At 68.6% G+C, this 20,359-nt stretch carries 18 protein-coding genes; 13 read left to right on the forward strand and 5 right to left on the reverse strand.

All coding sequences use genetic code 11. The features are described from left to right. The first annotated feature begins 5 nt into the window (after window positions 1-5). Complete coding sequence (locus tag G6N32_RS02060; protein WP_410432848.1) at window positions 6-716, forward strand: S1 family peptidase; 711 nt, start codon at window positions 6-8, stop codon at window positions 714-716. 1 nt (window position 717) lies between these two features. Here the strand turns inward: G6N32_RS02060 and acs are convergent, their stop codons facing one another. After that, on the reverse strand, window positions 718-2,676 hold the full coding sequence (gene acs, locus G6N32_RS02065) for an acetate--CoA ligase (protein ID WP_115317572.1): 1,959 nt from the start codon (window positions 2,674-2,676) through the stop codon (window positions 718-720). A 113-nt stretch (window positions 2,677-2,789) separates the two neighbouring features. On the opposite strand from acs, the gene G6N32_RS02070 reads away from it, so the two are divergent. Continuing rightward, entirely contained in the window at window positions 2,790-3,536 is a 747-nt protein-coding gene (locus tag G6N32_RS02070) for a Fic family protein (protein WP_115317571.1), read from the forward strand. 373 nt (window positions 3,537-3,909) lie between these two features. Here the strand turns inward: G6N32_RS02070 and G6N32_RS02075 are convergent, their stop codons facing one another. Then, window positions 3,910-4,734: an HAD-IB family hydrolase gene (locus G6N32_RS02075; RefSeq protein ID WP_115318892.1), complete on the reverse strand. Its 825-nt coding sequence runs from the start codon at window positions 4,732-4,734 to the stop codon at window positions 3,910-3,912. Between the two features lie 449 nt (window positions 4,735-5,183). On the opposite strand from G6N32_RS02075, the gene ssd reads away from it, so the two are divergent. Genes ssd through G6N32_RS28705 form a run of 7 tightly spaced genes read left to right on the forward strand, consistent with a single transcriptional unit; the run spans window position 5,184 to window position 9,640 of the window. After that, window positions 5,184-6,251 carry a septum site-determining protein Ssd gene (ssd, locus tag G6N32_RS02080; protein WP_172507217.1) on the forward strand — a complete coding sequence of 356 codons (1,068 nt, stop codon included), beginning with the start codon at window positions 5,184-5,186 and terminating at the stop codon, window positions 6,249-6,251. Next, window positions 6,248-7,411, forward strand: coding sequence for a TadA family conjugal transfer-associated ATPase (locus tag G6N32_RS02085; protein ID WP_115317569.1), 1,164 nt, complete (start codon window positions 6,248-6,250; stop codon window positions 7,409-7,411). The genes ssd and G6N32_RS02085 overlap by 4 nt, the downstream gene beginning before the upstream one ends. After that, a complete protein-coding gene (locus G6N32_RS02090) occupies window positions 7,411-8,190 on the forward strand; it encodes a type II secretion system F family protein (protein ID WP_115317568.1) in 780 nt (259 codons plus the stop codon). The genes G6N32_RS02085 and G6N32_RS02090 overlap by 1 nt, the downstream gene beginning before the upstream one ends. After that, the gene (locus G6N32_RS02095) at window positions 8,187-8,756 is read left to right on the forward strand and encodes a type II secretion system F family protein (protein WP_172507216.1); all 570 of its coding nucleotides are present in this window, start codon (window positions 8,187-8,189) and stop codon (window positions 8,754-8,756) included. Before G6N32_RS02090 ends, G6N32_RS02095 begins: the two co-directional genes overlap by 4 nt. Window positions 8,757-8,809: 53 nt before the next feature. Beyond that, window positions 8,810-8,977, forward strand: coding sequence for a DUF4244 domain-containing protein (locus G6N32_RS02100; RefSeq protein WP_115317567.1), 168 nt, complete (start codon window positions 8,810-8,812; stop codon window positions 8,975-8,977). Between the two features lie 35 nt (window positions 8,978-9,012). Next, complete coding sequence (locus tag G6N32_RS28700) at window positions 9,013-9,303, forward strand: TadE family type IV pilus minor pilin (RefSeq protein WP_115318890.1); 291 nt, start codon at window positions 9,013-9,015, stop codon at window positions 9,301-9,303. Window positions 9,304-9,313: 10 nt separating this feature from the next. Further along, complete coding sequence (locus tag G6N32_RS28705) at window positions 9,314-9,640, forward strand: Rv3654c family TadE-like protein (RefSeq protein ID WP_115318889.1); 327 nt, start codon at window positions 9,314-9,316, stop codon at window positions 9,638-9,640. On the opposite strand, the gene G6N32_RS02115 is transcribed toward G6N32_RS28705, so the two are convergent. Further along, window positions 9,637-10,662 (reverse strand): PAS domain-containing protein, encoded by a 1,026-nt coding sequence (locus G6N32_RS02115; RefSeq protein ID WP_115317566.1) that lies wholly within the window; start codon window positions 10,660-10,662, stop codon window positions 9,637-9,639. The two genes, G6N32_RS28705 and G6N32_RS02115, sit on opposite strands and share 4 nt — an antisense overlap. Before the next feature lie 311 nt (window positions 10,663-10,973). Next, complete coding sequence (locus G6N32_RS02120; protein ID WP_115317565.1) at window positions 10,974-13,301, reverse strand: DNA 3'-5' helicase SftH; 2,328 nt, start codon at window positions 13,299-13,301, stop codon at window positions 10,974-10,976. Between the two features lie 289 nt (window positions 13,302-13,590). Between G6N32_RS02120 and G6N32_RS02125 the strand changes: the two genes are divergently transcribed. The 3 genes from G6N32_RS02125 to topA all read left to right on the forward strand — a co-directional run bounded on the left by G6N32_RS02125 (window position 13,591) and on the right by topA (window position 17,445). Further along, on the forward strand, window positions 13,591-13,794 hold the full coding sequence (locus tag G6N32_RS02125; protein ID WP_005138711.1) for a cold-shock protein: 204 nt from the start codon (window positions 13,591-13,593) through the stop codon (window positions 13,792-13,794). Window positions 13,795-13,948: 154 nt separating this feature from the next. Then, window positions 13,949-14,527, forward strand: coding sequence for a hypothetical protein (locus tag G6N32_RS02130; RefSeq protein ID WP_115317564.1), 579 nt, complete (start codon window positions 13,949-13,951; stop codon window positions 14,525-14,527). Window positions 14,528-14,640: 113 nt separating this feature from the next. Beyond that, window positions 14,641-17,445 (forward strand): type I DNA topoisomerase, encoded by a 2,805-nt coding sequence (gene topA, locus G6N32_RS02135; protein WP_115317563.1) that lies wholly within the window; start codon window positions 14,641-14,643, stop codon window positions 17,443-17,445. Here topA and G6N32_RS02140 read toward each other — a convergent pair. After that, window positions 17,442-19,043: an adenylate/guanylate cyclase domain-containing protein gene (locus tag G6N32_RS02140; protein WP_115317562.1), complete on the reverse strand. Its 1,602-nt coding sequence runs from the start codon at window positions 19,041-19,043 to the stop codon at window positions 17,442-17,444. The genes topA and G6N32_RS02140 overlap by 4 nt on opposite strands. 93 nt (window positions 19,044-19,136) lie before the next feature. Between G6N32_RS02140 and G6N32_RS02145 the strand changes: the two genes are divergently transcribed. After that, complete coding sequence (locus G6N32_RS02145) at window positions 19,137-20,351, forward strand: DNA polymerase III subunit delta' (RefSeq protein WP_115317561.1); 1,215 nt, start codon at window positions 19,137-19,139, stop codon at window positions 20,349-20,351. The last annotated feature ends 8 nt before the right edge of the window (window positions 20,352-20,359 follow it).

Genomic DNA, 20,359 nt, shown 5'->3' on the forward strand with positions numbered 1-20,359 from the left:
TGCCAGTGACGACCGCGCAGCGTGTGCGCCTGACGGCGAGGGCCGCATTGATGGCCCTTGTCGCCCTGATCGCCGGCGTGGCACCGGTCGCGACGGCCGACGGCAAGGTGCCCATGGGCGGTGGGGCGGGGATCGTCGTCAACGGCGACACCTACTGCACGCTGACGTCCATCGGCAACGACAACACCGGCGCGCTCATCGGCTTCACCTCCGCGCACTGCGGCGGCCCCGGCGCCCAGGTGGCCTCCGAGGATCGGCCCGCCGACGGCGTGATCGGCACCATGGTCGCCGGCAACGACGGCCTGGACTACGCGGTGATCCGGTTCGACCCTGCCAAGGTGCAGCCGATCTCGAACTACAAGGGCTTCGTCATCGACGGCATCGGGCCGGATCCGACGTTCGGTGAGGTCGCCTGCAAGCTCGGCCGCACCACCGGCTACTCGTGCGGCGTGACCTGGGGCCCCGGCCAGGACCCGGGCACGATCGTCAACCAGGTGTGCGGACAGCCCGGCGATTCCGGTGCACCGGTCACGGTGAACAACAAGCTGGTCGGCATGATCCACGGCGCGTTCAGCGAGGACCTGCCCACCTGCGTGGTCAAGTTCATCCCGCTGCACACACCCGCGGTGACGATGTCGATCAACGCGATCCTGGGCGATGTCGCAGGCAAGAACCGGCCCGGCACCGGTTTCGTGCCGACAGCCGACGTCGGCTGACTCAGGTCTTGCTGGCCCGGATCGCTTCGAACACCGTCGGATCGACCAGGGTCGAGGTGTCGCCCAGTTCGCGGCCCTCGGCGACGTCGCGCAGCAGCCGTCGCATGATCTTGCCGCTGCGGGTCTTGGGAAGCTCTGGGACAACATGGATTTCGCGTGGCTTCGCGATCGGGGATATTTCCTTGGCCACCTCGGCGCGCAACTCGTCGACCATCTGATCATTCGGCATCTCGGCGTGGTGGGCCTTGAGGATGACGAACGCGCAGATCGCCTGCCCGGTGTGGTCGTCGGTGGCGCCGACGACGGCAGCCTCGGCCACTCCGGCGTGCCCGACGAGCGCTGACTCCACCTCGGCGGTCGAAATCCGGTGCCCTGACACGTTCATCACGTCATCGATGCGGCCGAGCACCCACACCTCGCCGTCGCTGCCGTACCGGGCGCCGTCGCCGGCGAAGTACCAGCCCTGTTCGCCGAAGCGCGCCCAGTACGTCTCCTTGAACCGCTCCGGGTCGCCCCAGATGCCACGCAGCATCGACGGCCACGGCTTGTCCAGCACGAGATACCCGGTGACGTGCTCACCGCCATCGACGCTGGGCGCCAATTCATTTCCGTCGTCGTCGACGATCTTGGCCGAGATGCCGGGCAGCGCCCGCATCGCCGAACCCGGCTTGCAGTCCGTCACGCCGGGCAGCGGCGAGATCATGATCGCGCCGGTCTCGGTCTGCCACCAGGTGTCGACGATCGGTGTCTTGTCGGCGCCGAAAACCAGGCGGTACCAACGCCAGGCCTCCGGGTTGATGGGTTCGCCGACCGATCCGAGCAGCCGCAGGCTGGACAGATCGTGTTCGAACGCGAGCTCCCGACCCCACTTCATGAACGTGCGGATCAGCGTAGGTGCCGTGTAATAGATTGTGACACCATACTTTTCGATCACCTGGAAATGACGGTGCTCATCGGGGGAGGCCGGAGTTCCTTCGTAGACGACCTGCGTCGCGCCGTTGGACAGCGGCCCGTAGACGATGTAGGTGTGGCCGGTGACCCAGCCGATATCGGCTGTGCACCAATACACGTCGGTCTCCGGCTTGATGTCGAACACGTTGTAGTGGGTGTACGACGCCTGCGTCAGATAGCCACCCGAGGTGTGCATGATCCCCTTCGGCTTACCCGTGGTGCCGGAGGTGTACAGCAGGAACAGCGGATGCTCGGAGTCGAACGCTTCGGGTGTGTGCTCGGTCGACGCGGAGTCCACGACTTCGTGCCACCACTGGTCGCGGTTGTCGGTCCAGCTGATGTCGATGCCGGTGCGGCGCACCACCAGAACGTGCTCAACGCAATCCTGGCCGGCGACCGCATCATCGACAGCTTCCTTGAGCGACACCGCCTTTCCGCGCCGGTACTGCCCGTCGGTGGTGATGACGACCTTGGCCTCGGCGTCCTCCACGCGGGCCCGCAGCGCGGCCGCCGAAAAGCCGGCGAAGACCACGCTGTGCATCACACCCAGGCGCGCACAGGCCAGCATCGCCACGATGGCCTCCGGGACCATCGGCATGTAGATGGCCACCCGGTCGCCCGCGGCCAGCCCGAGGTCGGTCAGCGCGTTGGCGGCCTTGCAGACCTCGTCCTTGAGTTGGGCATAGGTCAGTACCCGCGAGTCGCCGACCGGTTCACCCTCCCAGTGAATGGCGACGCGGTCCCCGTTGCCGGCCTCGACGTGCCGGTCGACGCAGTTGTAGGCGACGTTGAGCTTGCCGCCCACGAACCATTTCGCGAACGGCGCGCCGGACCAGTCCAGTACCTCGGTGAAGGGCGTCTCCCACGACAGCCGGTTGGCCTGGTCTGCCCAGAACGCCAACCGGTCCGCCTCGGCCTCGTCGTAGAGGGCGGCGGTGGCGTTGGCGGCGGCGGCGAATTCGTCCGACGCCGGGAAACTTGACTGAACTTCGGTGTGCGCCTCGGTCATGTCTGTGAGCGTAGTCACCGAACGTTGCATCGGAGTTGGCACGTCACAATCGTCGGCGGGCGGTTACTGCCGCGCGCCGAACGGCAGGCGGGAATCGGATAGCGTGACCGAACGTGAGTGACGTCCTGGCCCCGCTGATGACTCTGCCCGGGGTGGCCGACGCCGCCGAGGCCGCCCGGGAAGCCTTGGCCAAGGCGCACCGGCATCGCACCAATCTGCGGAACTGGCCGGTGACCGCGGCGGAGTCAGCCATCCGCGGAGCGCGTTCGTCGTCGGCTCTCGACGGCGGCGCCGTGCAATTGGATGCCTCCGGTGCCGAGCCCAACGACCCGGTGCTGGCCGGCGCCCTGCGCGTCGGCCAGGCATTGGAGGGTGGAACCACCAACCTGGTCGGGGTGTGGCAGCGCGCCCCGCTACAAGCGCTGGCGCGGCTGCACGCGCTGGCCGCGGCGGATCTGACCGACGGAGATCTTCTTGGCCGGCCGCGCCAGAATCCGGAGGTGGCCGCGCGGCTGGATCTGGTCACCCGGCTGACCACCGGCGGCAGCTCGGCTCCGGCGCCGGTGCTGGCCGCCGTCGCTCACGGCGAGCTGCTCGCACTGGCGCCGTTCGGCCCCGGGGACGGGGTGGTGGCACGCGCGGTGTCGCGGCTCGTGACCATGGCCACCGGTCTGGACCCGCACGGGCTGGGCGTGCCGGAGGTGTACTGGATGCGCCGCGCCGATGAGTACCGGGATCGCGCGCAGGCGTTCGCGACGGGCGACCCGTCAGCCGTCGGGGCCTGGCTACTGATGTCCTGCCAGGCGCTGGAAGACGGTGCGCGAGAGGCGATATCGATCGCGGACGCGGCCGCCAAGTAGGTCCGGACAGCGAAGCGGGCGACGATCCGAATCTCTTCGGCTCGCCGCCCGCTAGCACGGTTTCGCGGTTACCAAGCGTGCGAGGTGGGCTGCGTGGGTTGGCCTCGGCGGTCTTGCGCTGCGGTTCGTTTACAACCCCACCCAAGGGGTCGTTCTGTCCGTCCGCTCTTCGCAATTACGCAGGCCCGCAACACTTCTGCCATTATCGCGGCGTGCTCCGCGTGGGTGCCGGGAACCGTGCTGGGCCGCTTGGCTTGGGAGATAGTGCCTTCTCTTCCGGCGCTATCTTGGCCTTGCCAGGCGTCCGTGCCTTCCTTTGTACTCCGTGACCACGGTCACAGCAAGGGGCTAATCGGCAACGAATTGGATGCGTTTAGAACGACAACCGGCGCAGCACCGAATACGTCAGCGCGCCGGCGGCCAGCGCGCTGATTCCCAACGCGGCCGTCGTCGCCACCGCCGCGCCCGACGGCGCCGGGATCCTGTCGCGCAACGGCACCGGACGCAGGAACGTCAGCACCGGCCAGCCCTGCGCGGTGGCTTCTTTGCGCAATGCGCGGTCAGGATTGACCACGGTTGGGTGGCCGACCGACCTCAGCATCGGCAAGTCGGTGATCGAATCGGAGTACGCGTAGCAGTGTTCGAGGGCGTATCCCTCCAGCGCGGCCAGCTCGCGAACGGCTGCGGCTTTTCCCTCGCCATAACAGTAGAAAGCAACCTCGCCGGTGTACTTGCCGTCCTCGATGACCATCCGGGTTCCCATGGCATGCGTGGCACCCAGCGCACGCGCGATCGGTGCGACGATCTCCTCGCCCGAGGCCGAGACGATCACGACGTCGCGGCCGCACAGCCGGTGGTCTGCGATCAGTTCGGCAGCTTCCGCAAAGACCAGCGGGTCGACGATGTCATGAAGCGTCTCGGTGACGATGGCCCTCACCTGTTCGACGTCCCAGCCTGCGCACATCGCGGTGACGTAGGAGCGCATCCGGTCCATCTGGTCGTGATCGGCGCCGGACATCAGGAAGAGGAATTGCGCATAACTCGACTTCAGGACCGCTCGCCGGTTGAGCAGACCCTGATCGAAGAAGGGTTTGCTGAAAGCCAGCGTGCTTGACTTGGCAATGACGGTTTTGTCGAGGTCGAAGAACGCCGCCGTCCGAGAGTTGAGCCCGGTCGCGGGCTCCGGCCGAACGTGGATTAGCTGGTCGGCGGCCGAGGCAGGGTCGGTCACGCTTCTCAGGATAGGCGCGGCGGACGCCCCGGTTCGGAGGCGAGGGCAAAGTGGCAGGCCAAGCCACGTGTCGCACCCTGCATTTTCACAGCGAATACATGGTTTCGACTTGGTAGCAACACTTGCGCGACTCCACATCGTCGTGTGTATAGTAAGTATTACTCGGCTTATGCCGGGTGTGCATCAGCCCGACCCCCCGGGGCTGATACACGACGACCTCCGCCTCCTCCCCCCCTGGCGGGGGTCGTCCCTTTTTCCGACAAAGAATCTCGGGCGATCCCGGCAAACTTGAGAAACGTTGCCGGGATCACTTGTGCGCTGCCCTGGTGTCGGTAGTCACTCCCCAGTTCCGCGTTTATCCCCAGATCCGTCCGAGGCGACTGGCGCCGGCGCGTCGCAGCGCCGACTCTTGCGTGGTGAGCAGCAGTCCGGGTGTCGTCCTCGTCCTCGCCGGCGACACCGAGTTACGCGAACAGGCCGAGCGGGTCGCCGCCGCGGTGGGCCTGCGCCCGATGGCGGTTTCTGCGCCGCTCACTCGCAAGACGTGGTCGGCCGCCGTCGCCGTCATCCTCGATGAGGACGCGGCGCGAAGCTGTGAGCGAGACGGTCTGCCCAGGCGCGACGGGGTGATCCTGGTCTGCCCGACCGACCCGCATGGACCGGTGTGGGCAGCGGCCATGGCCGTTGGCGCTCAGCAGGTTTGCACACTTCCCGCCCAAGACGCCGAGCTCGTGCGGCATCTGGCTGACGCCGCCGAGTCGGTTCGCGACGGCCCGCGCACCGGGCGGGTGATCGCTGTGACCGGCGGCCGCGGCGGAGCCGGCGCCTCGACGTTCGCGGCGGCCTTGGCGCAGGTGGCGTCGTCGTCGCTGCTGGTCGATCTCGACCCATGGGGCGGCGGCATCGACCTCGTGATCGGAAGTGAGGCCGTGCCGGGGCTGCGCTGGCCCGATTTGAGCCTGCAGGGCGGTCGATTGGCCTGGTCGGCGGTGCGTGATGCGCTCCCGCGACACCACGGTGTGAGTGTGTTGTCCGGCGATCGGCACGGCCAGGAGATGGCACCCGGAGCGGTCGAGGCTGTCGTCGATGCCGGGCGACGCGGCGGAATTCTGGTGATCTGCGATCTACCGCGGCGAATGACCGGGGCGGTCACCTGTGCACTGGACACCGCCGACCTGGTGGTGATGATCACCAGCTGCGACATCCGGGGCGTCGCGGCGGCCGCGGCCCTGGCGCCGGTGCTGCGCGGCGTCAACCCGAACGTCGGCCTGGTGGTGCGCGGTCCGGCACCGAGCGGGCTGCGCGCCGAGGAGGCCGCCGCGGTCGCGGATCTGCCGCTTCTGGCCGCCATGCGTCCCGAGCCGATGCTGGCCGAACGGCTGGAGCGGGGCGGCCTGCGGATGCGGCGGCGTTCCCCGCTCGGTACCGCTGCGCGTGCGGTGCTCGAGATCCTGACGACCGGTGGACAGGTGCGCGCCGCATGAACGCGTCGCTGGTCGACCGGGTCCGCGAGCGGCTGGCTGCCGAGTCGTCGTCTTTGCGGCCGACGGCTGTTGCGGCCGCTATCCGCGCCGAATCCGGGGGAGTGCTCGGGGACACCGAGGTCCTGACCAACCTGCGGGTCCTACAGACCGAGCTCACCGGCGCCGGACCGCTGGAGCCGTTGCTGCGCGCACCGGGAACAACCGACGTTCTGGTCACCGCACCCGACGCGGTGTGGGTCGACGACGGCACCGGCCTGCGCCCTGCCGCGGTCCGATTCGCCGACGAAGCCGCAGTGCGCCGGCTGGCGCAGCGGCTCGCCGTGGCCGCAGGACGACGACTGGACGACGCACAGCCATGGGTTGACGGGCAGCTGACCGGGGTTGGCACCGGGGAGTTCTCGGTGCGACTGCACGCTGTGCTGCCGCCGGTCGCTGTCGCAGGCACCTGTCTGTCGCTGCGGGTCTTGCGGCCCGCGTCTCAGGATCTCGCCGCCCTGATCGCCGCAGGGGCGATCGCACCTGACGCCGCCGACGTGCTCGCCGGCATCATCGACGCCCGGCTGGCGTTTCTCGTCTCCGGCGGTACCGGCGCAGGAAAGACAACTTTGTTGGCCGCTGCGCTCGGTGCGGTAGACGGCAGCGAGCGGATCGTGTGCGTCGAAGATGCCCCAGAACTAGCGCCCCGCCACCCCCACCTGGTGCGGCTGGTGGCGCGGGCAGCCAACGTGGAGGGCGCCGGCGAGGTCACGATGCGGCAGCTGGTTCGTCAGGCCCTGCGGATGCGGCCGGACCGGATCGTCGTCGGCGAGGTGCGTGGCGCCGAGGTCGTCGACCTGCTGACCGCTCTGAACACCGGCCACGACGGCGGTGCCGGGACAGTGCACGCCAACAGCCCGGCCGAGGTGCCTGCCCGGCTGGAGGCACTCGCGGCCCTGGGCGGTCTGGACCGCGCGGCGTTGCACAGCCAACTGACCGCGGCGGTCCAGGCGGTGGTGCATGTGGGTCGTCGTCGCGACGGAACGCGCAGGCTCTCCGAGATCGCGGTACTGCGCCGGGGCGACGGCGGCGGCGTGCATGCGATGACGGCGTGGCACGCCGACCGGGGTTGGCAGGGCGGTCGACAACCCCTGCAGACACTGATCGACCAGCGGCGGCGGTAATGACCGGAATACCCTTCGCTGCTGTGCTTTTGGGGCTGGCGGTGCTGGCTGCACCGCCACCGCCGCGGTCGCGGCTGGGCCTGGCGCCGCGTCGATCCGGCGTGCGGGTGCCCGCGCTGGTCGCGTCTCTTGTGGTCGTCGCGGTGGCGCTGCCGCCCCCTGCGCTGGTGGCCTCGGTGATGCTGGGCGTCACGGTGAGTCAGCGGCGGCGCCGTCGACTGAGGCGCCGGGACCGTAGCGAGGCCGGCCATACGTTGGCGGCAGCGCTGGAGACGCTGGCCGGCGAGCTGCGTGTGGGCGCGCACCCGGTGCGGGCCTTCGCTGTCGCCGCAGGAGAATCCGGCGGCGCCATCGGAACCGCATTGCAGTCGGTCGCGGCCCGCGCGGGACTGGGCGCCGACGTCGGAACCGGGCTGCGGGCACTCGCAGAGTCGACATCGGTTCCCGCGCAATGGGAGCGGCTTGCGGTGTGCTGGCAACTGGCGGCCGACCACGGACTGGCGATGGCGGCACTGATCCGGACCGCACACCGCGACATCGTTGAGCGACAACGGTTCACCGCGCGGGTCGACGCCGGCCTGGCAGGAGCGCGGGCGACAGCGGTCATCCTTGCCGGCCTGCCGGCGCTCGGGGTCCTACTCGGAGAGCTGGTCGGTGCGCATCCGGTCGCCTTTCTCCTCGGCGGCGGTGCGGGCGGCTGGTTGTTGGTCGTGGGTGCGGCGCTGGTCTGTGTGGGGCTGGTGTGGGCCGACCGCATCACCGATCGGCTGCTGACATGACCACGGCTGCAGTGCTGTTGGCTGCTGCGCTGCTCGTCACACCGGGTCCGCTGGTGATCCGTCGCCGGATGAGGGGCGCCTCCGATACGTCTGCATCTGTGCGCCGCAGCGGACTGCGCACTGACCCGCTGGCGACCGCGTCGGCGCTCGACGTGTTCGCGGTATGCCTCGCGGGCGGCATGTCGGTGTCCGCTGCGGCCGCGGCGACGGCGCCCTCGGCACCGGAGCGACTCGGTGCGGTGCTGCGACGCGCGGCGGACCTGTTGGCACTGGGCGCCGACGCCGACACCGCCTGGTGCCCGCAGCCCGGCGAGGACACCGATGCCCTGGCCAGGCTGGCGCGCCGGTCGGCGTCGTCGGGAAGTGCACTGGCACAGGGTGTGGCCGAACTCGCCGAGCAGTCGCGGCAAGACGCCGGCCACACCGCGGCGGCGGCCGCCGAGCGGGCCTCGGTGCTGATCGCCGGACCACTGGGGCTGTGCTTCCTGCCGGCATTCGTCTGCCTGGGCATCGTGCCGGTGGTGGCCGGCTTGGCCGGTGATGTGTTCGCATCGGGAATTCTGTGAGATCAGGAGGAAAACAATTGAGCAGCAGTGTATTTCGAGAACTGAAAGCCCGGATGATGATAGCGGCGGTCGACGACGCCGGGATGTCGACAGTCGAGTACGCGATCGGCACGATCGCCGCCGCGGCGTTCGGCGCGATCCTCTACAGCGTGGTCACCGGCGACTCCATCGTCGGGGCGTTGACCAACATCATCAACCGCGCGCTGAACACGAAGGTCTAAGCAGTGACCGCGGTTTCGCCACGGTCGAGGCAGCTCTGGCCATCGCCGCGCTGGTGGTGGTCCTGGTCGTCTGCGCCAGTGGAATCACCGCGGTCGCGATGCAGGTGCGCTGCATCGACGCCGCCCGCGAGGCAGCCCGGTTGGCGGCCCGCGGTGATGAGGCGGGCGCGGACACCGCTGCCCGGTGGGTCGGGCCGGCGGGAGCGACACTGCGGATCCGCCGCGACGGGGGCTTCATCGTCGCGACGGTCACCGCCAGGTCCCGGCTGCTGCCCGGCGTCGTCATCACCGCCGACGGTGTCGCGGCCGGCGAGCCTGGCGCGTGACGAGCACGGTGTGGCGACCGTGCTGGCGGCGGTGCTCATCGCCATCTTGGCGGCCATCACCGTGGCCGGTGTCCAGGTCGGAAGCGCTGTGGTGGCACGACATCGGGCGCAGGCCGGCGCGGACATGGCGGCGCTGGCCGCGGCCATGTGGCTGCCGCAGGGAGCCGAGACGGCGTGTCGGCAGGCCGCGGCGGTCAGCCGCGCCATGGGCGCGGCACTGAGCGGGTGCGACGTCGACACGCTCGACATCGTGGTTCATGTCGAGGTCGCGACGGGACGGCTTCTCGGGGGCCGCGCGCACGCCGCGGCGCGGGCGGGTCCGGTTGATCTGGGCTAGGAGGTTGAGGTGCCCTCGGCGGTCAGCCGCGCCGCCGACAGTTCCGCGGCGGTGGGCAGCCGCAGGGTGATCAGGCCGGCGAAGATGTTCTTGTCCACCTCGACGCGATTGACGGTGACGTGCATGGGCACCCAGCCGCCGTCCATCCCGGGCAACCGCAACACCTGGCTGGTGCTGCCGGTCGCAAAGTCGTCCGCCATCGGAATGAGCAGGTCGCGGTCGTCAGGGTGAAATTGGACGCTCTGACGCCAGTCGTAGTGCGGGCACGGATCATCGAGCCACTTCAGCAGCTTCCATGTGTTGAGGTCGACGAGGGCCCGGTGGACGCCCGGCTGCGACAGCCCGTCGAGAATGCGTTGCGCCAGGTGGTCGGGTGGCAGTGCACCATCGTCGAGGTCGCAGCGCAGGTTCATCGCCCGGGCGACGAGGTGCTCGGTGGCGTCGTCGGCCATCTCCGATGCGGTGCGCGCCACAAAGCCCGCCCGAATGGTCTCGCCGTTACTATCGGTGAAAGTCCAAGTGGTGCAGTATGTTCGGCCAGGTGCGGCATCGATCGCCAGGGCCAGCACCTTGGCCTCGTCGCGGTTGAAGCTGCGCGACGGCAGATCCTCGGCGAAGGCCCGGCCGTGCGTGGGCTCCTTGGTGGGATCCAGCCCGGCGTTCACCAGTGATTCGACGGTGTCGGTGGCGATCCCGAGAGTCATGTCCCACTTCAACGGCCCCGGTATCGGCCGCTCCGGCGGCTCGGCGTCGGCGGGGCCGATCCAGACGTGCACACCGTGCATCCGACCGTCGGACATCTGGACGGGTTCGGTGCGGATCACGCGGTCGCTCTTCGGGGTGATGCTGGCCAGGCTGTTGCCGGTCGCCACGGTTTCGGCGATGGCGGTCTGGATGGCGGCCAGGTGCGGGTTGCGTCGCAAGTAGATGGCCAGGGGCACCAGATTCTTCATCTGACGGCCCTGCGCGACCACCACCGGTTCGGTGCCGAGTGTCTCCACCAGCAGCCAGTCGGGCGTCATGGTGGCAGTTTAACGAGAGCACCTTGGGACGAGCTTGGGGCGGACGGCTGGAATCCGCTGGTGGAAAACAATGAGTTGGTCCGGCAAACCACCGCGATGCCGATTCTCTTGCGGCCGCAATCGCGGTTAGGTATTTTTTCGCCTACCCGACCTGTCGGGTTGGGAACGGATCGCGTTGTCCGGCCGTTCGCCGCGGGCAGTGATGTCAGGCTGTCGCAACGCCTCCAGCAGTGGGGGTGCAGCGCCATCACCGTGGCGCGTGCTTGCATCGTGGGTGTCGGCTGTTCGAGGGGTCAGTCGGCACGCACCGGTCAAGCACCGCCTGCAGCCAGCTGGGCGAGAACGAGCCTGAGGACCGCGACAGCACCGGACTTGTCCAGCGGGTCATTCCCGTTGCCACACTTGGGCGACTGCACACATGACGGACAGCCCTGCGGGCATTCGCACGCTTCGATCGCGGCCGCGGTGGCGCCCAGCCAGGTGCCGGCCAGACGATAGCCGCGCTCGGCGAAGCCGGCGCCACCAGGATGCCCGTCGTAGACGAACACCGTCGGCAGGCCGTCGGCGCCGACGGCGGTGGACACGCCGCCGATGTCGCCGCGGTCGCAACTGGCCACCAGCGGCAGCAGTCCGATCGCGGCATGCTCGGCGGCGTGCAACGAACCCGGTATGCGCAGTTGTCCGATCCCGCTGTCCGCCAACGCTTCCGGCGTGATCGTGTACATCACCGCGGTGGTCGGCAGGCAGTGCTCAGGCATGTCCAATTCGACGAAGTCGATGACCTCGCCGGACAACCGCCGGCGTAGGTAGCCGATCACCCGGTGGGTCACCGATACCGGGACCAGGCCCAGCGTCACCGGGCCGTAGTGCACCCGCTCGCCCGTTGCGGTCACCGCGATGTCGGTGACCTCCCTGGCGAATGTGGTGTAGCCGGGATCCTCGGCGTGCACGAACGCCACGCCGTCGGAAAAGCTCAACGAGTCGACGAGGTAGCTCTCACCCTGATGGAGATACACCGCGCCGGGGTGAACGGCCGCCGGCGCCTGGCCGGCGTCGGCGCTGCCGAGCATCCGCCCCGTCCCGGCCTCGACGATCGCGATACTGCCTCCGGCCGAACCGCGGATGTCCACCGCCGGATGGGGATCCAGGCCGGCGGCGGGGAAATACTTGCCGCCGCGCCGGCGCAGCAATCCGTCGTCGACCAGCTCGGCTGCCACCGGCTCGGCCTCCCAGCGCCGTACCTCCGCGTCCTCCAGCGGCATCTCCGTCGCCGCGCACAGCAGCTGTGGACCCACCACGTAGGGGTTCGTCGGGTCGATCACCACCCGCTCAACCGGCTTGTCCAGCAACGCCTCCGGGTGGTGCACCAGGTAGGTGTCCAACGGGTCGTCGCGTGCCACAAGAACCACCAGCGCACCCTGACCGCGCCGCCCCGACCGGCCGGCCTGCTGCCAGAACGACGCCACCGTCCCCGGAAAGCCCGCCAGCAGAACGGCATCCAGCCCGGCGATATCGATCCCCAGCTCCAGTGCGTTCGTGGTGGCCAGCCCCCGTAATTCGCCGTCGGTGAGGGCGCGCTCCAATTCCCGGCGGTCCTCGGCGAGGTACCCGGCCCGATAGGACGCCACGGTGTCGATCAGCTGCGGGGCGATGTCCTCCAGCCGCGCCCTGGCACCGAGCGCGGTCAGCTCAGCCCCCCGCCGCGACCGGACGAACGTCAACGTCCGCGCCCCCTCAGCAACCAGATCGGCCATCATGCGAGCCGTCTCGGCACCGGCCGAACGCCGCACCGGAGCACCGTTTTCGCCCGTCAGGTCGGTACGCAGTTCGGGCTCCCACAGCGCCACCGTGCGCGCTCCGTGCGGTGACCCGTCCTCGGTCACCGCCGTCACGGTCTGCCCGATCAACTCGGCGGCAGTCTCACCGGGGGACGCGGTGGTCGCGCTGGCGAAGATGACCGTCGGCCCGGGTCCCGAGGCCGGGGCGTAGCGCTGACACAGCCGCAGCAGCCGTCGTAACACCATGGCCACGTTGGACCCGAAAATTCCTCGGTAGTAATGGCATTCGTCGACGACGATGTAGCGCAGCCCACGCAGGTAGACCGCCCACCGGGCATGGTTGCGCAGCAACGACAGGTGGATCATGTCGGGATTGGAGAACAACCAGCGCGACCGCTCGCGGGCGAATCTGCGTACCTCGACCGGTGTGTCGCCGTCGTAGGAGGTGGGTGCGACGTCGGCCAGCGCGGCCACGGCAGTGGTCAAAGAATGGGCGGTGCGCAATTGGTCGTGGCCGAGTGCTTTGGTGGGTGACAAATAAAGTGCCCTGGCGCGTGGATCACGTGCCAGCGCATCCATGATCGGTAATTGGAACGCCAGCGACTTGCCCGATGCGGTGCCGGTGCTGATGACGACATGGCGGCCCGCGTGCGCCAGCTCGGCGGCCTGCACCTGATGCGACCACGGCTCGGCGATTCCGTGATCATGGAACGCGCGGAGCACATCTGGATCAGCCCAGGCAGGCCAGTCCGCCGCGCTCGCCTGCCGGGCGGGAAGCTCGGCGACGTGAAGCAGCGCAGCAGGCGATGATTCGGCACCCGCGACCGCCGCGTTAAGCAGCTCGCTGCCGAAACTCACCATTTGAAATCGGCCCTTTCTAAAAGCGATGTACACCCCTGTATCGAATTGTTCATCAGTTAGTAGCACTGAGACTGTCCTAACAGCTCTGGACGTGATTGGATAAGGGCGGTCGCAGCTTCTGTGTTCGTGTGTCAGCACTCGCAGGATCGACGTTGCGATCGCGGTTCCTGCGAGGGTTGTAGGTCGGGTGAGTTCCGGCGACTCCACGAAGGATGGCGGTCGGAACGGGCCCGGTCTGCCGAAAACTCGGTCGGCCGCTCCCGGTTGGAAGAGAAGGAAAGTACGAAAGATGCCACAGGGAACTGTGAAGTGGTTCAACGCCGAGAAGGGTTTCGGGTTCATCGCACCCGAGGACGGCTCTGCCGACGTGTTCGTCCACTACACGGAAATTCAGGGGTCGGGCTTCCGCACCCTTGAGGAGAACCAACGGGTCGAGTTCGAGGTCGGTCAGAGCCCCAAGGGCCCCCAGGCCACAGGCGTTCGCGCCGTCTGATCAACAACGACATCACGAAACACCCCCGGGTCCCGGTGACGGGCTTCGGGGGTGCTTTCGTTGGTGGCTGTCCCGCGCAGGGTCCGCCACGCCCGTCGCCGGTCGTAGCGCTCGGCTGCGTCCCGCTCGTCTCCCACTGCCTTACTGTCGACTCGTGAGCCAGCTGTCCTTCTTCTCGGCTGAATCGGTGCCCCCCGCGGTCGCCGATCTCACCGGGCTGCTCGCCGCCACCGGACAGGTGGTGGTCGTGGGCGGTGGGGCACGGTTGTCGGTGGTGGTCGACGACCTGTGGCGGGCCGACGCGCTGGCGGAGATGATCACCGAAACCGGCCTCGCCGCCGAGATCACCCGCACCGACGAGAACAATCCGCTGGTGCGCACCGCGGTGGACGGACGGCTGGCCGGAATCGCCGCCGCATGGACCAGGGGGGCCGTCAAGACGGTGCCGCCGCAGTGGCTGCCCGGAGCGCGGGAGCTGCGGGCCTGGACGCTGGCAGCAGGCATTCCCGAAGCCGACCGCTATCTGCTCGGGCTCGACCCGCACGCCCCCGACACGCATTCCCCGCTGGCGTCGGCGTTGATGAGGGTGGGGATTGCACCCACGCTGATCGGCACCCGAGGGGCCCGGCCGGCACTGAGAATCAGCGGCCGTCGACGGCTATCGCGCCTGGTGGAGAACGTCGGGGAACCCCCGAATCAGATCGAAGCGTTGTCAGCGTGGCCTCGGATCTGAGAGATTGCGCAGCGAGGGTCGGTTTGCGTTGACCGGTCCATAGTGCGAAATTGTCAGTTGCCCGCGGGTTTGGGGGTACCTGACGGACATACAGAAGTGGAGCGTAGGGGCAGTTGGCTGACGACGGAACCCGCCGCAACGGCGGCGACGGACGGGGCAACGGCAACGTTCGGCGGCTCGTCATCGTCGAGTCGCCCACCAAGGCGCGCAAAATCGCTGGTTACCTGGGCTCCAACTACATCGTGGAGTCGTCCCGCGGTCACATCCGTGACCTGCCGCGCAATGCCGCCGACGTGCCCGCCAAGTACAAAACCGAGCCGTGGGCGCGCCTGGGCGTCAACGTCGAGGACAACTTCGAACCGCTCTACATCATCAGCCCGGAGAAGAAGAGCACGGTAACCGAGCTCAAGGGGCTGCTCAAGGATGTCGACGAGCTCTATCTGGCCACCGACGGTGACCGCGAGGGCGAGGCCATCGCCTGGCACCTGCTGGAGACGCTGAAGCCCCGCGTCCCGGTCAAGCGGATGGTCTTCCACGAGATCACCGAGCCCGCCATCCGCGCGGCCGCCGAAAACCCCCGCGACCTCGACAACGACCTGGTCGACGCGCAGGAAACCCGACGAATTCTCGACCGGCTCTACGGCTACGAAGTCAGCCCGGTGCTGTGGAAGAAGGTCGCCCCGAAGCTGTCCGCGGGCCGGGTGCAGTCCGTGGCCACCCGCATCATCGTGCAGCGCGAACGCGACCGGATGGCCTTCCGCAGCGCGTCCTACTGGGATGTCATCGCCGAACTCGACGCCAGTGTCTCGGACCCAGACGCCGCGCCGCCGCGGTTCACCGCCCGGCTGGTCAACGTCGACAGCAAGCGGGTGGCCACCGGGCGCGACTTCGACTCCCTCGGCGTCATCCGCAAGCCCGACGAGGTGGTCGTGCTCGACGAGGCGGCGGCCGGTTCGCTGGCCACCGGTTTGCGGGGCGCCAGCCTGTCGGTGGCCTCGGTGGAGGAGAAGCCCTACACCCGCAAGCCGTATCCGCCGTTCATGACCTCGACGTTGCAGCAGGAGGCAGGCCGCAAGCTGCGGTTCTCCGCCGAGCGCACCATGAGCATCGCGCAGCGGCTGTACGAGAACGGCTACATCACCTATATGCGTACCGACTCGACGACACTGTCGCAGTCGGCGATCGATGCCGCGCGCAACCAGGCGCGCCAGCTCTACGGCGACGAGTACGTGCATCCCTCGCCGCGCCAGTACACCCGCAAGGTCAAGAACGCGCAGGAGGCGCACGAGGCGATCCGCCCCGCCGGTGATGTCTTCGCCACCCCGGGGGCGCTGCACCGCGAACTCGATACCGACGAGTTCCGGCTCTATGAGCTGATCTGGCAACGCACGGTCGCCTCGCAGATGGCCGATGCCCGCGGCACGACGTTGAGCCTGCGTATCGGCGGAACATCTTCGGACGGACGGGAAGTCACGTTCGCCGCCAGCGGCCGCACCATCACGTTCGCCGGCTTCCTGAAGGCCTATGTCGAGACCGTCGACGAGCAGGCCGGCGGTGAGGCGGACGACGCCGAGAGCCGCTTGCCGCAGCTGCGCCAGGGCCAGCGGGTGGACGCGACCGGCCTGACCGCCGACGGGCACACCACCAACCCGCCGGCCCGCTACACCGAGGCGTCGCTGATCAAGGCGCTCGAGGAACTCGGAATCGGCCGGCCCTCAACGTATTCCTCGATCATCAAGACGATCCAGGACCGCGGCTACGTCCACAAGAAGGGCAGCGCGCTGGTGCCGTCCTGGGTGGCGTTCGCGGTGACCGGTCTGCTCGAACAGCACTTCGGCCGGCTGGTGGATTACGACTTCACCGCCGCCATGGAGGACGAACTCGACGAGATCGCCACCGGCCAGGAACGGCGCACCAACTGGTTGTCGAACTTCTACTTCGGCGGTGAGCACGGCGTGGCGGATTCGATCGCCCGTGCCGGTGGCCTCAAGAAGCTGGTGGGCGTCAACCTCGAAGGTATCGACGCCCGAGAAGTCAACTCCATCAAGCTCTTTGATGACGAAGAGGGCCGCCCGATCGTGGTCCGGGTGGGCAAGAACGGCCCGTACCTGGAGCGGATGATCACCGGCGAGGACGGCGAGCCCAAACCGCAGCGGGCCAACCTCAACGACGAGATCACCCCCGACGAGCTGACCCTCGAGATGGCCGAAACCCTTTTCGCCACACCGCAAGAGGGCCGATCACTCGGCGTGGACCCGGAGTCCGGCCACGAGATCGTGGCCAAAGACGGGCGTTACGGCCCGTATGTCACCGAGGTGCTGCCCCCGCCGCCGGACGATGATCCCGGCGTGGGTGCCAAGAAGGGTAAGAAGCCGACCGGCCCCAAGCCGCGCACCGGCTCCCTGCTGCGCTCGATGGACCTGCAGACCATCACCCTCGAGGACGCTCTGAAGCTGCTCTCACTACCGCGGGTGGTCGGCGTGGATCCCGCCAACGGCGAGGAGATCACCGCGCAGAACGGCCGCTACGGGCCATACCTCAAGCGCGGCACCGACTCTCGCTCGCTGGCCACCGAGGATCAGATCTTCGAGATCACCCTCGAAGAGGCGTTGAAGATCTACTCCGAGCCCAAACGCCGTGGCCGCCAGGGCGCCGCGGCGCCGCCGCTGCGTGAGCTCGGTGTCGATCAGGCGTCGGGTCAGCCGATGGTGATCAAGGACGGGCGCTTCGGTCCGTACGTCACCGACGGCGAGACCAACGCGAGCCTGCGCAAGGGTGACGACGTCCTGTCGATCACCGACGAGCGGGCTTCGGAGTTGCTCGCTGATCGCCGGGCTCGTGGACCGGTCAAGAAGAAGGCTGCCGCGAAGAAGACGACGCGCAAGGCGCCCGCCAAGAAGGCTGCGAAGAAGGCTTAACTTCCTGAGCCGGTGGCCATTTCGCCGCGGGTTCCGCTGGGCAGCAGAAGGTTGACCGGCCGGGCCAACTGTGTGGGTGCGCGGCGGCCGCGCAGCTCGACGATCTCGCCGACGTTCCAGCACAACGCTTCTGCGTCCAAAGCACCGCTGACCGCGATTGCCGACGCCAGCACATGGCCGTTCTCCAGCTTCGCCAGTTCGGTCAATCGGGCGGCTTCGTTGACCGGGTCACCGATCACGGTGTACTCGAAGCGGGCTTGCGCGCCGATATGACCGGCGATCGCACGCCCGGCCGAGACACCGATACCGAACTCGGTCTGGCCCAGCACGCCGACCAGCTCGTCGTGCAGTTCGCGGGAGGCGGCCAGCGCCGCCCCGGAGGCGTCGGGGTGCTCGATGGGCGCGCCGAAAATGCACAGCGCCGCGTCGCCCTGGAACTTGTTGACGAAGCCGCCATGTTTCTTGACCGTGTCGACGACCACGCGAAAGAACTCGTTGAGCATGTTCACGACCTCGCTGGGCGGGCGTGAGGCAGCCAGCTGCGTCGAACCGACCAGGTCGACGAACAGCACCGCAACGTCACGCTCCTGGCCGCCCAGCTCGGTGCCACGTTCCAGTGCGCGCCGGGCGACGTCCTCACCGACGTAGCGGCCGAACAGGTCGCGCAGCCGCTGCCGTTCGCTCAGATCGCGGACCATGTCGTTGAAGCCCGCCTGCAGCAGGCCGAGCTCGCTGGCGTCGTAAATCTGCATGTGGGCGTTGTAGTTGCCGCGCTGGACCTCCCCGAGCGCCCAGCGCAGCTGGCGCAGCGGATCGGCGATCGACATGGCCGCGAGCACATTGCCGGCCATCCCCACCACCAGGGCAGCGACGGCCATCAGCAGGATAGGCGTGAACAGAGCGTCAGCGGAGGCGGCCAGCAGGGAGAACTTGCTGGCCACGACCGACAGCACGATTGCCAGCAGCGGCACCCCGGTGGACAGCAGCCAGGTCAGCACCAGCCGCTGGACGACGCCCGGCCGGTGGAACTTCTCCGGAACGCCGCCGCGCAGCGCGGCGACCGCCACCGGGCGCAGCACACGCTCGGACTGCAGGTAGCCGATGATCGTGGTGGCCGTGGCACCCAGCAGCGTGGACACCGCCAGCACCGGTGCGGCATGGCTGGCCACCGGCCAGCTGGCGGCGATGAACACCACCGCGCCCAACACCCAGTTGGTCATGCTGATCACCGAGCGGTAGATGGGCATCCGCAGCGCCCGCAGCCGGGCCGTCTCGGTGGCCGCCGGATCGTCCTCGGCCAGCAGGGCGTCGCGGCGTTGCCAGCGGAACACCGGAACGAGCAGCTTGAGGCTGACGAAGGCACCCACCGCGAACGAAATGAACAGATAGCTCAGGAAGATGACGAGGTTCAACGTCGGCAGGTCCTGCAGCATGACCCGGTCCGACGGCGGCAGCCCGAACCGCAGGAAGCCCAGCACCAGCAGGGCTCCGATGATGTCGGCCTGCAGCATGCCCAGGGTGAACACCGGCCACGGTGTACGCGCGACCCACCGGACGAATCCATTGATCCGCCCCGGGCTGAGTTGCGCGGTGGTCACGAACCCACCGTATCGGTACAGAGCGACCGATCAGCACCTCTAGAACCCGGTGGGCAGCGATTGTGTCGTTGCTGCGCACTAGTGTTTGAGGCGATGTCCGGAGTTTTCACGCGGTTGGTGGGCCAAAGCGCCGTGGAAGCGGAGCTGGTCGGTGCGGCTCGAGCCGCCCGGGGTGATTCCGCTCACGATGTGGCTGCCACCGGCACCATGACACACGCCTGGCTGATCACCGGTCCGCCCGGATCAGGGCGCTCGGTGGCCGCCCAGTGCTTCGCGGCGGCCCTGCAGTGCACCGCCGAGGGCACACCCGGCTGCGGAGAGTGCCGGGCGTGCACGACCACGATGGCCGGCACCCACGGCGATGTCCGGCGGATCATCCCCGAGGGGCTGTCCATCGGGGTCCACGAGATGCGCGCCATCGTCCAGATCGCGTCCCGGCGGCCGAGCACCGGCCGCTGGCAGATCGTCGTGGTGGAGGACGCCGACCGTCTCACCGAGGGTGCGGCCAACGCCTTGCTCAAGGTGGTGGAGGAACCACCGCCGTCGACGGTGTTCCTGCTGTGCGCGCCGTCGGTGGACCCCGAGGACATCGCGATCACCCTGCGCTCGCGTTGCCGGCACGTCGCGTTGGTGACGCCCCCGGCCGGGGCGATCGCGCAGGTGCTGATTGACCGTGACGGCTTGTCCGCCGAGGAGGCACAGTGGGCGGCGTCGATCAGCGGAGGGCATGTCGGGCGGGCCCGGCGGCTGGCCACCGATCCCGACGCCCGGGAACGCCGGTCCCGCGCGCTGAGCCTGGCCCGCGACGCCGCGACGCCGTCGCGCGCGTATGCGGCAGCCGAAGAGCTGGTCGCCACTGCCGAGGCCGAGGCCAAGGCCCTCAACGTGGACCGTGACGAGGCCGAGGCGGACGAATTGCGCACCGCGCTGGGTGCCGGTGGGACCGGGAAGGGGACTGCGGGAACGCTGCGCGGGTCGGCGGGTGCGATCAAGGATCTCGAACGGCGACAGAAGTCCCGGCAGACCCGCGCCTCGCGGGATGCGCTCGACCGTGCGTTGATCGATCTGGCGACGTACTTCCGGGATGCGCTGGTGGTGGCCAACGGTGCGGGCTCGGTGGCGCCGAATCACCCCGACATGGCCGAGCGGGTGGCAGCTCTGGCGGCGCATGCGTCCCCTGAGCGGCTGCTGCGCTGCATCGAAGCCGTACTCGAGTGCCGCGAGGCGCTGGCGATCAACGTCAAGCCCAAGTTCGCCGTCGATGCGATGGTGGCGACCGTGGGTCAAGCACTGCGCTCGGACCTGTAGACTCACTG

Source organism: Mycolicibacterium aichiense (assembly GCF_010726245.1).
Classification (GTDB): domain Bacteria; phylum Actinomycetota; class Actinomycetes; order Mycobacteriales; family Mycobacteriaceae; genus Mycobacterium; species Mycobacterium aichiense.

Coding starts and splice junctions, on each gene's coding strand:
- G6N32_RS02100 (WP_115317567.1), top strand. CDS start 8,810: ATGATGATAGCGGCGGTCGACGACGCCGGGATGTCGACAGTCGAGTAC.
- G6N32_RS02125 (WP_005138711.1), top strand. CDS start 13,591: ATGCCACAGGGAACTGTGAAGTGGTTCAACGCCGAGAAGGGTTTCGGG.
- G6N32_RS02095 (WP_172507216.1), top strand. CDS start 8,187: ATGACCACGGCTGCAGTGCTGTTGGCTGCTGCGCTGCTCGTCACACCG.
- G6N32_RS02085 (WP_115317569.1), top strand. CDS start 6,248: ATGAACGCGTCGCTGGTCGACCGGGTCCGCGAGCGGCTGGCTGCCGAG.
- acs (WP_115317572.1), bottom strand. CDS start 2,676: ATGACCGAGGCGCACACCGAAGTTCAGTCAAGTTTCCCGGCGTCGGAC.
- G6N32_RS02145 (WP_115317561.1), top strand. CDS start 19,137: ATGTCCGGAGTTTTCACGCGGTTGGTGGGCCAAAGCGCCGTGGAAGCG.
- G6N32_RS02120 (WP_115317565.1), bottom strand. CDS start 13,301: ATGGTGAGTTTCGGCAGCGAGCTGCTTAACGCGGCGGTCGCGGGTGCC.
- G6N32_RS02090 (WP_115317568.1), top strand. CDS start 7,411: ATGACCGGAATACCCTTCGCTGCTGTGCTTTTGGGGCTGGCGGTGCTG.
- G6N32_RS02115 (WP_115317566.1), bottom strand. CDS start 10,662: ATGACGCCCGACTGGCTGCTGGTGGAGACACTCGGCACCGAACCGGTG.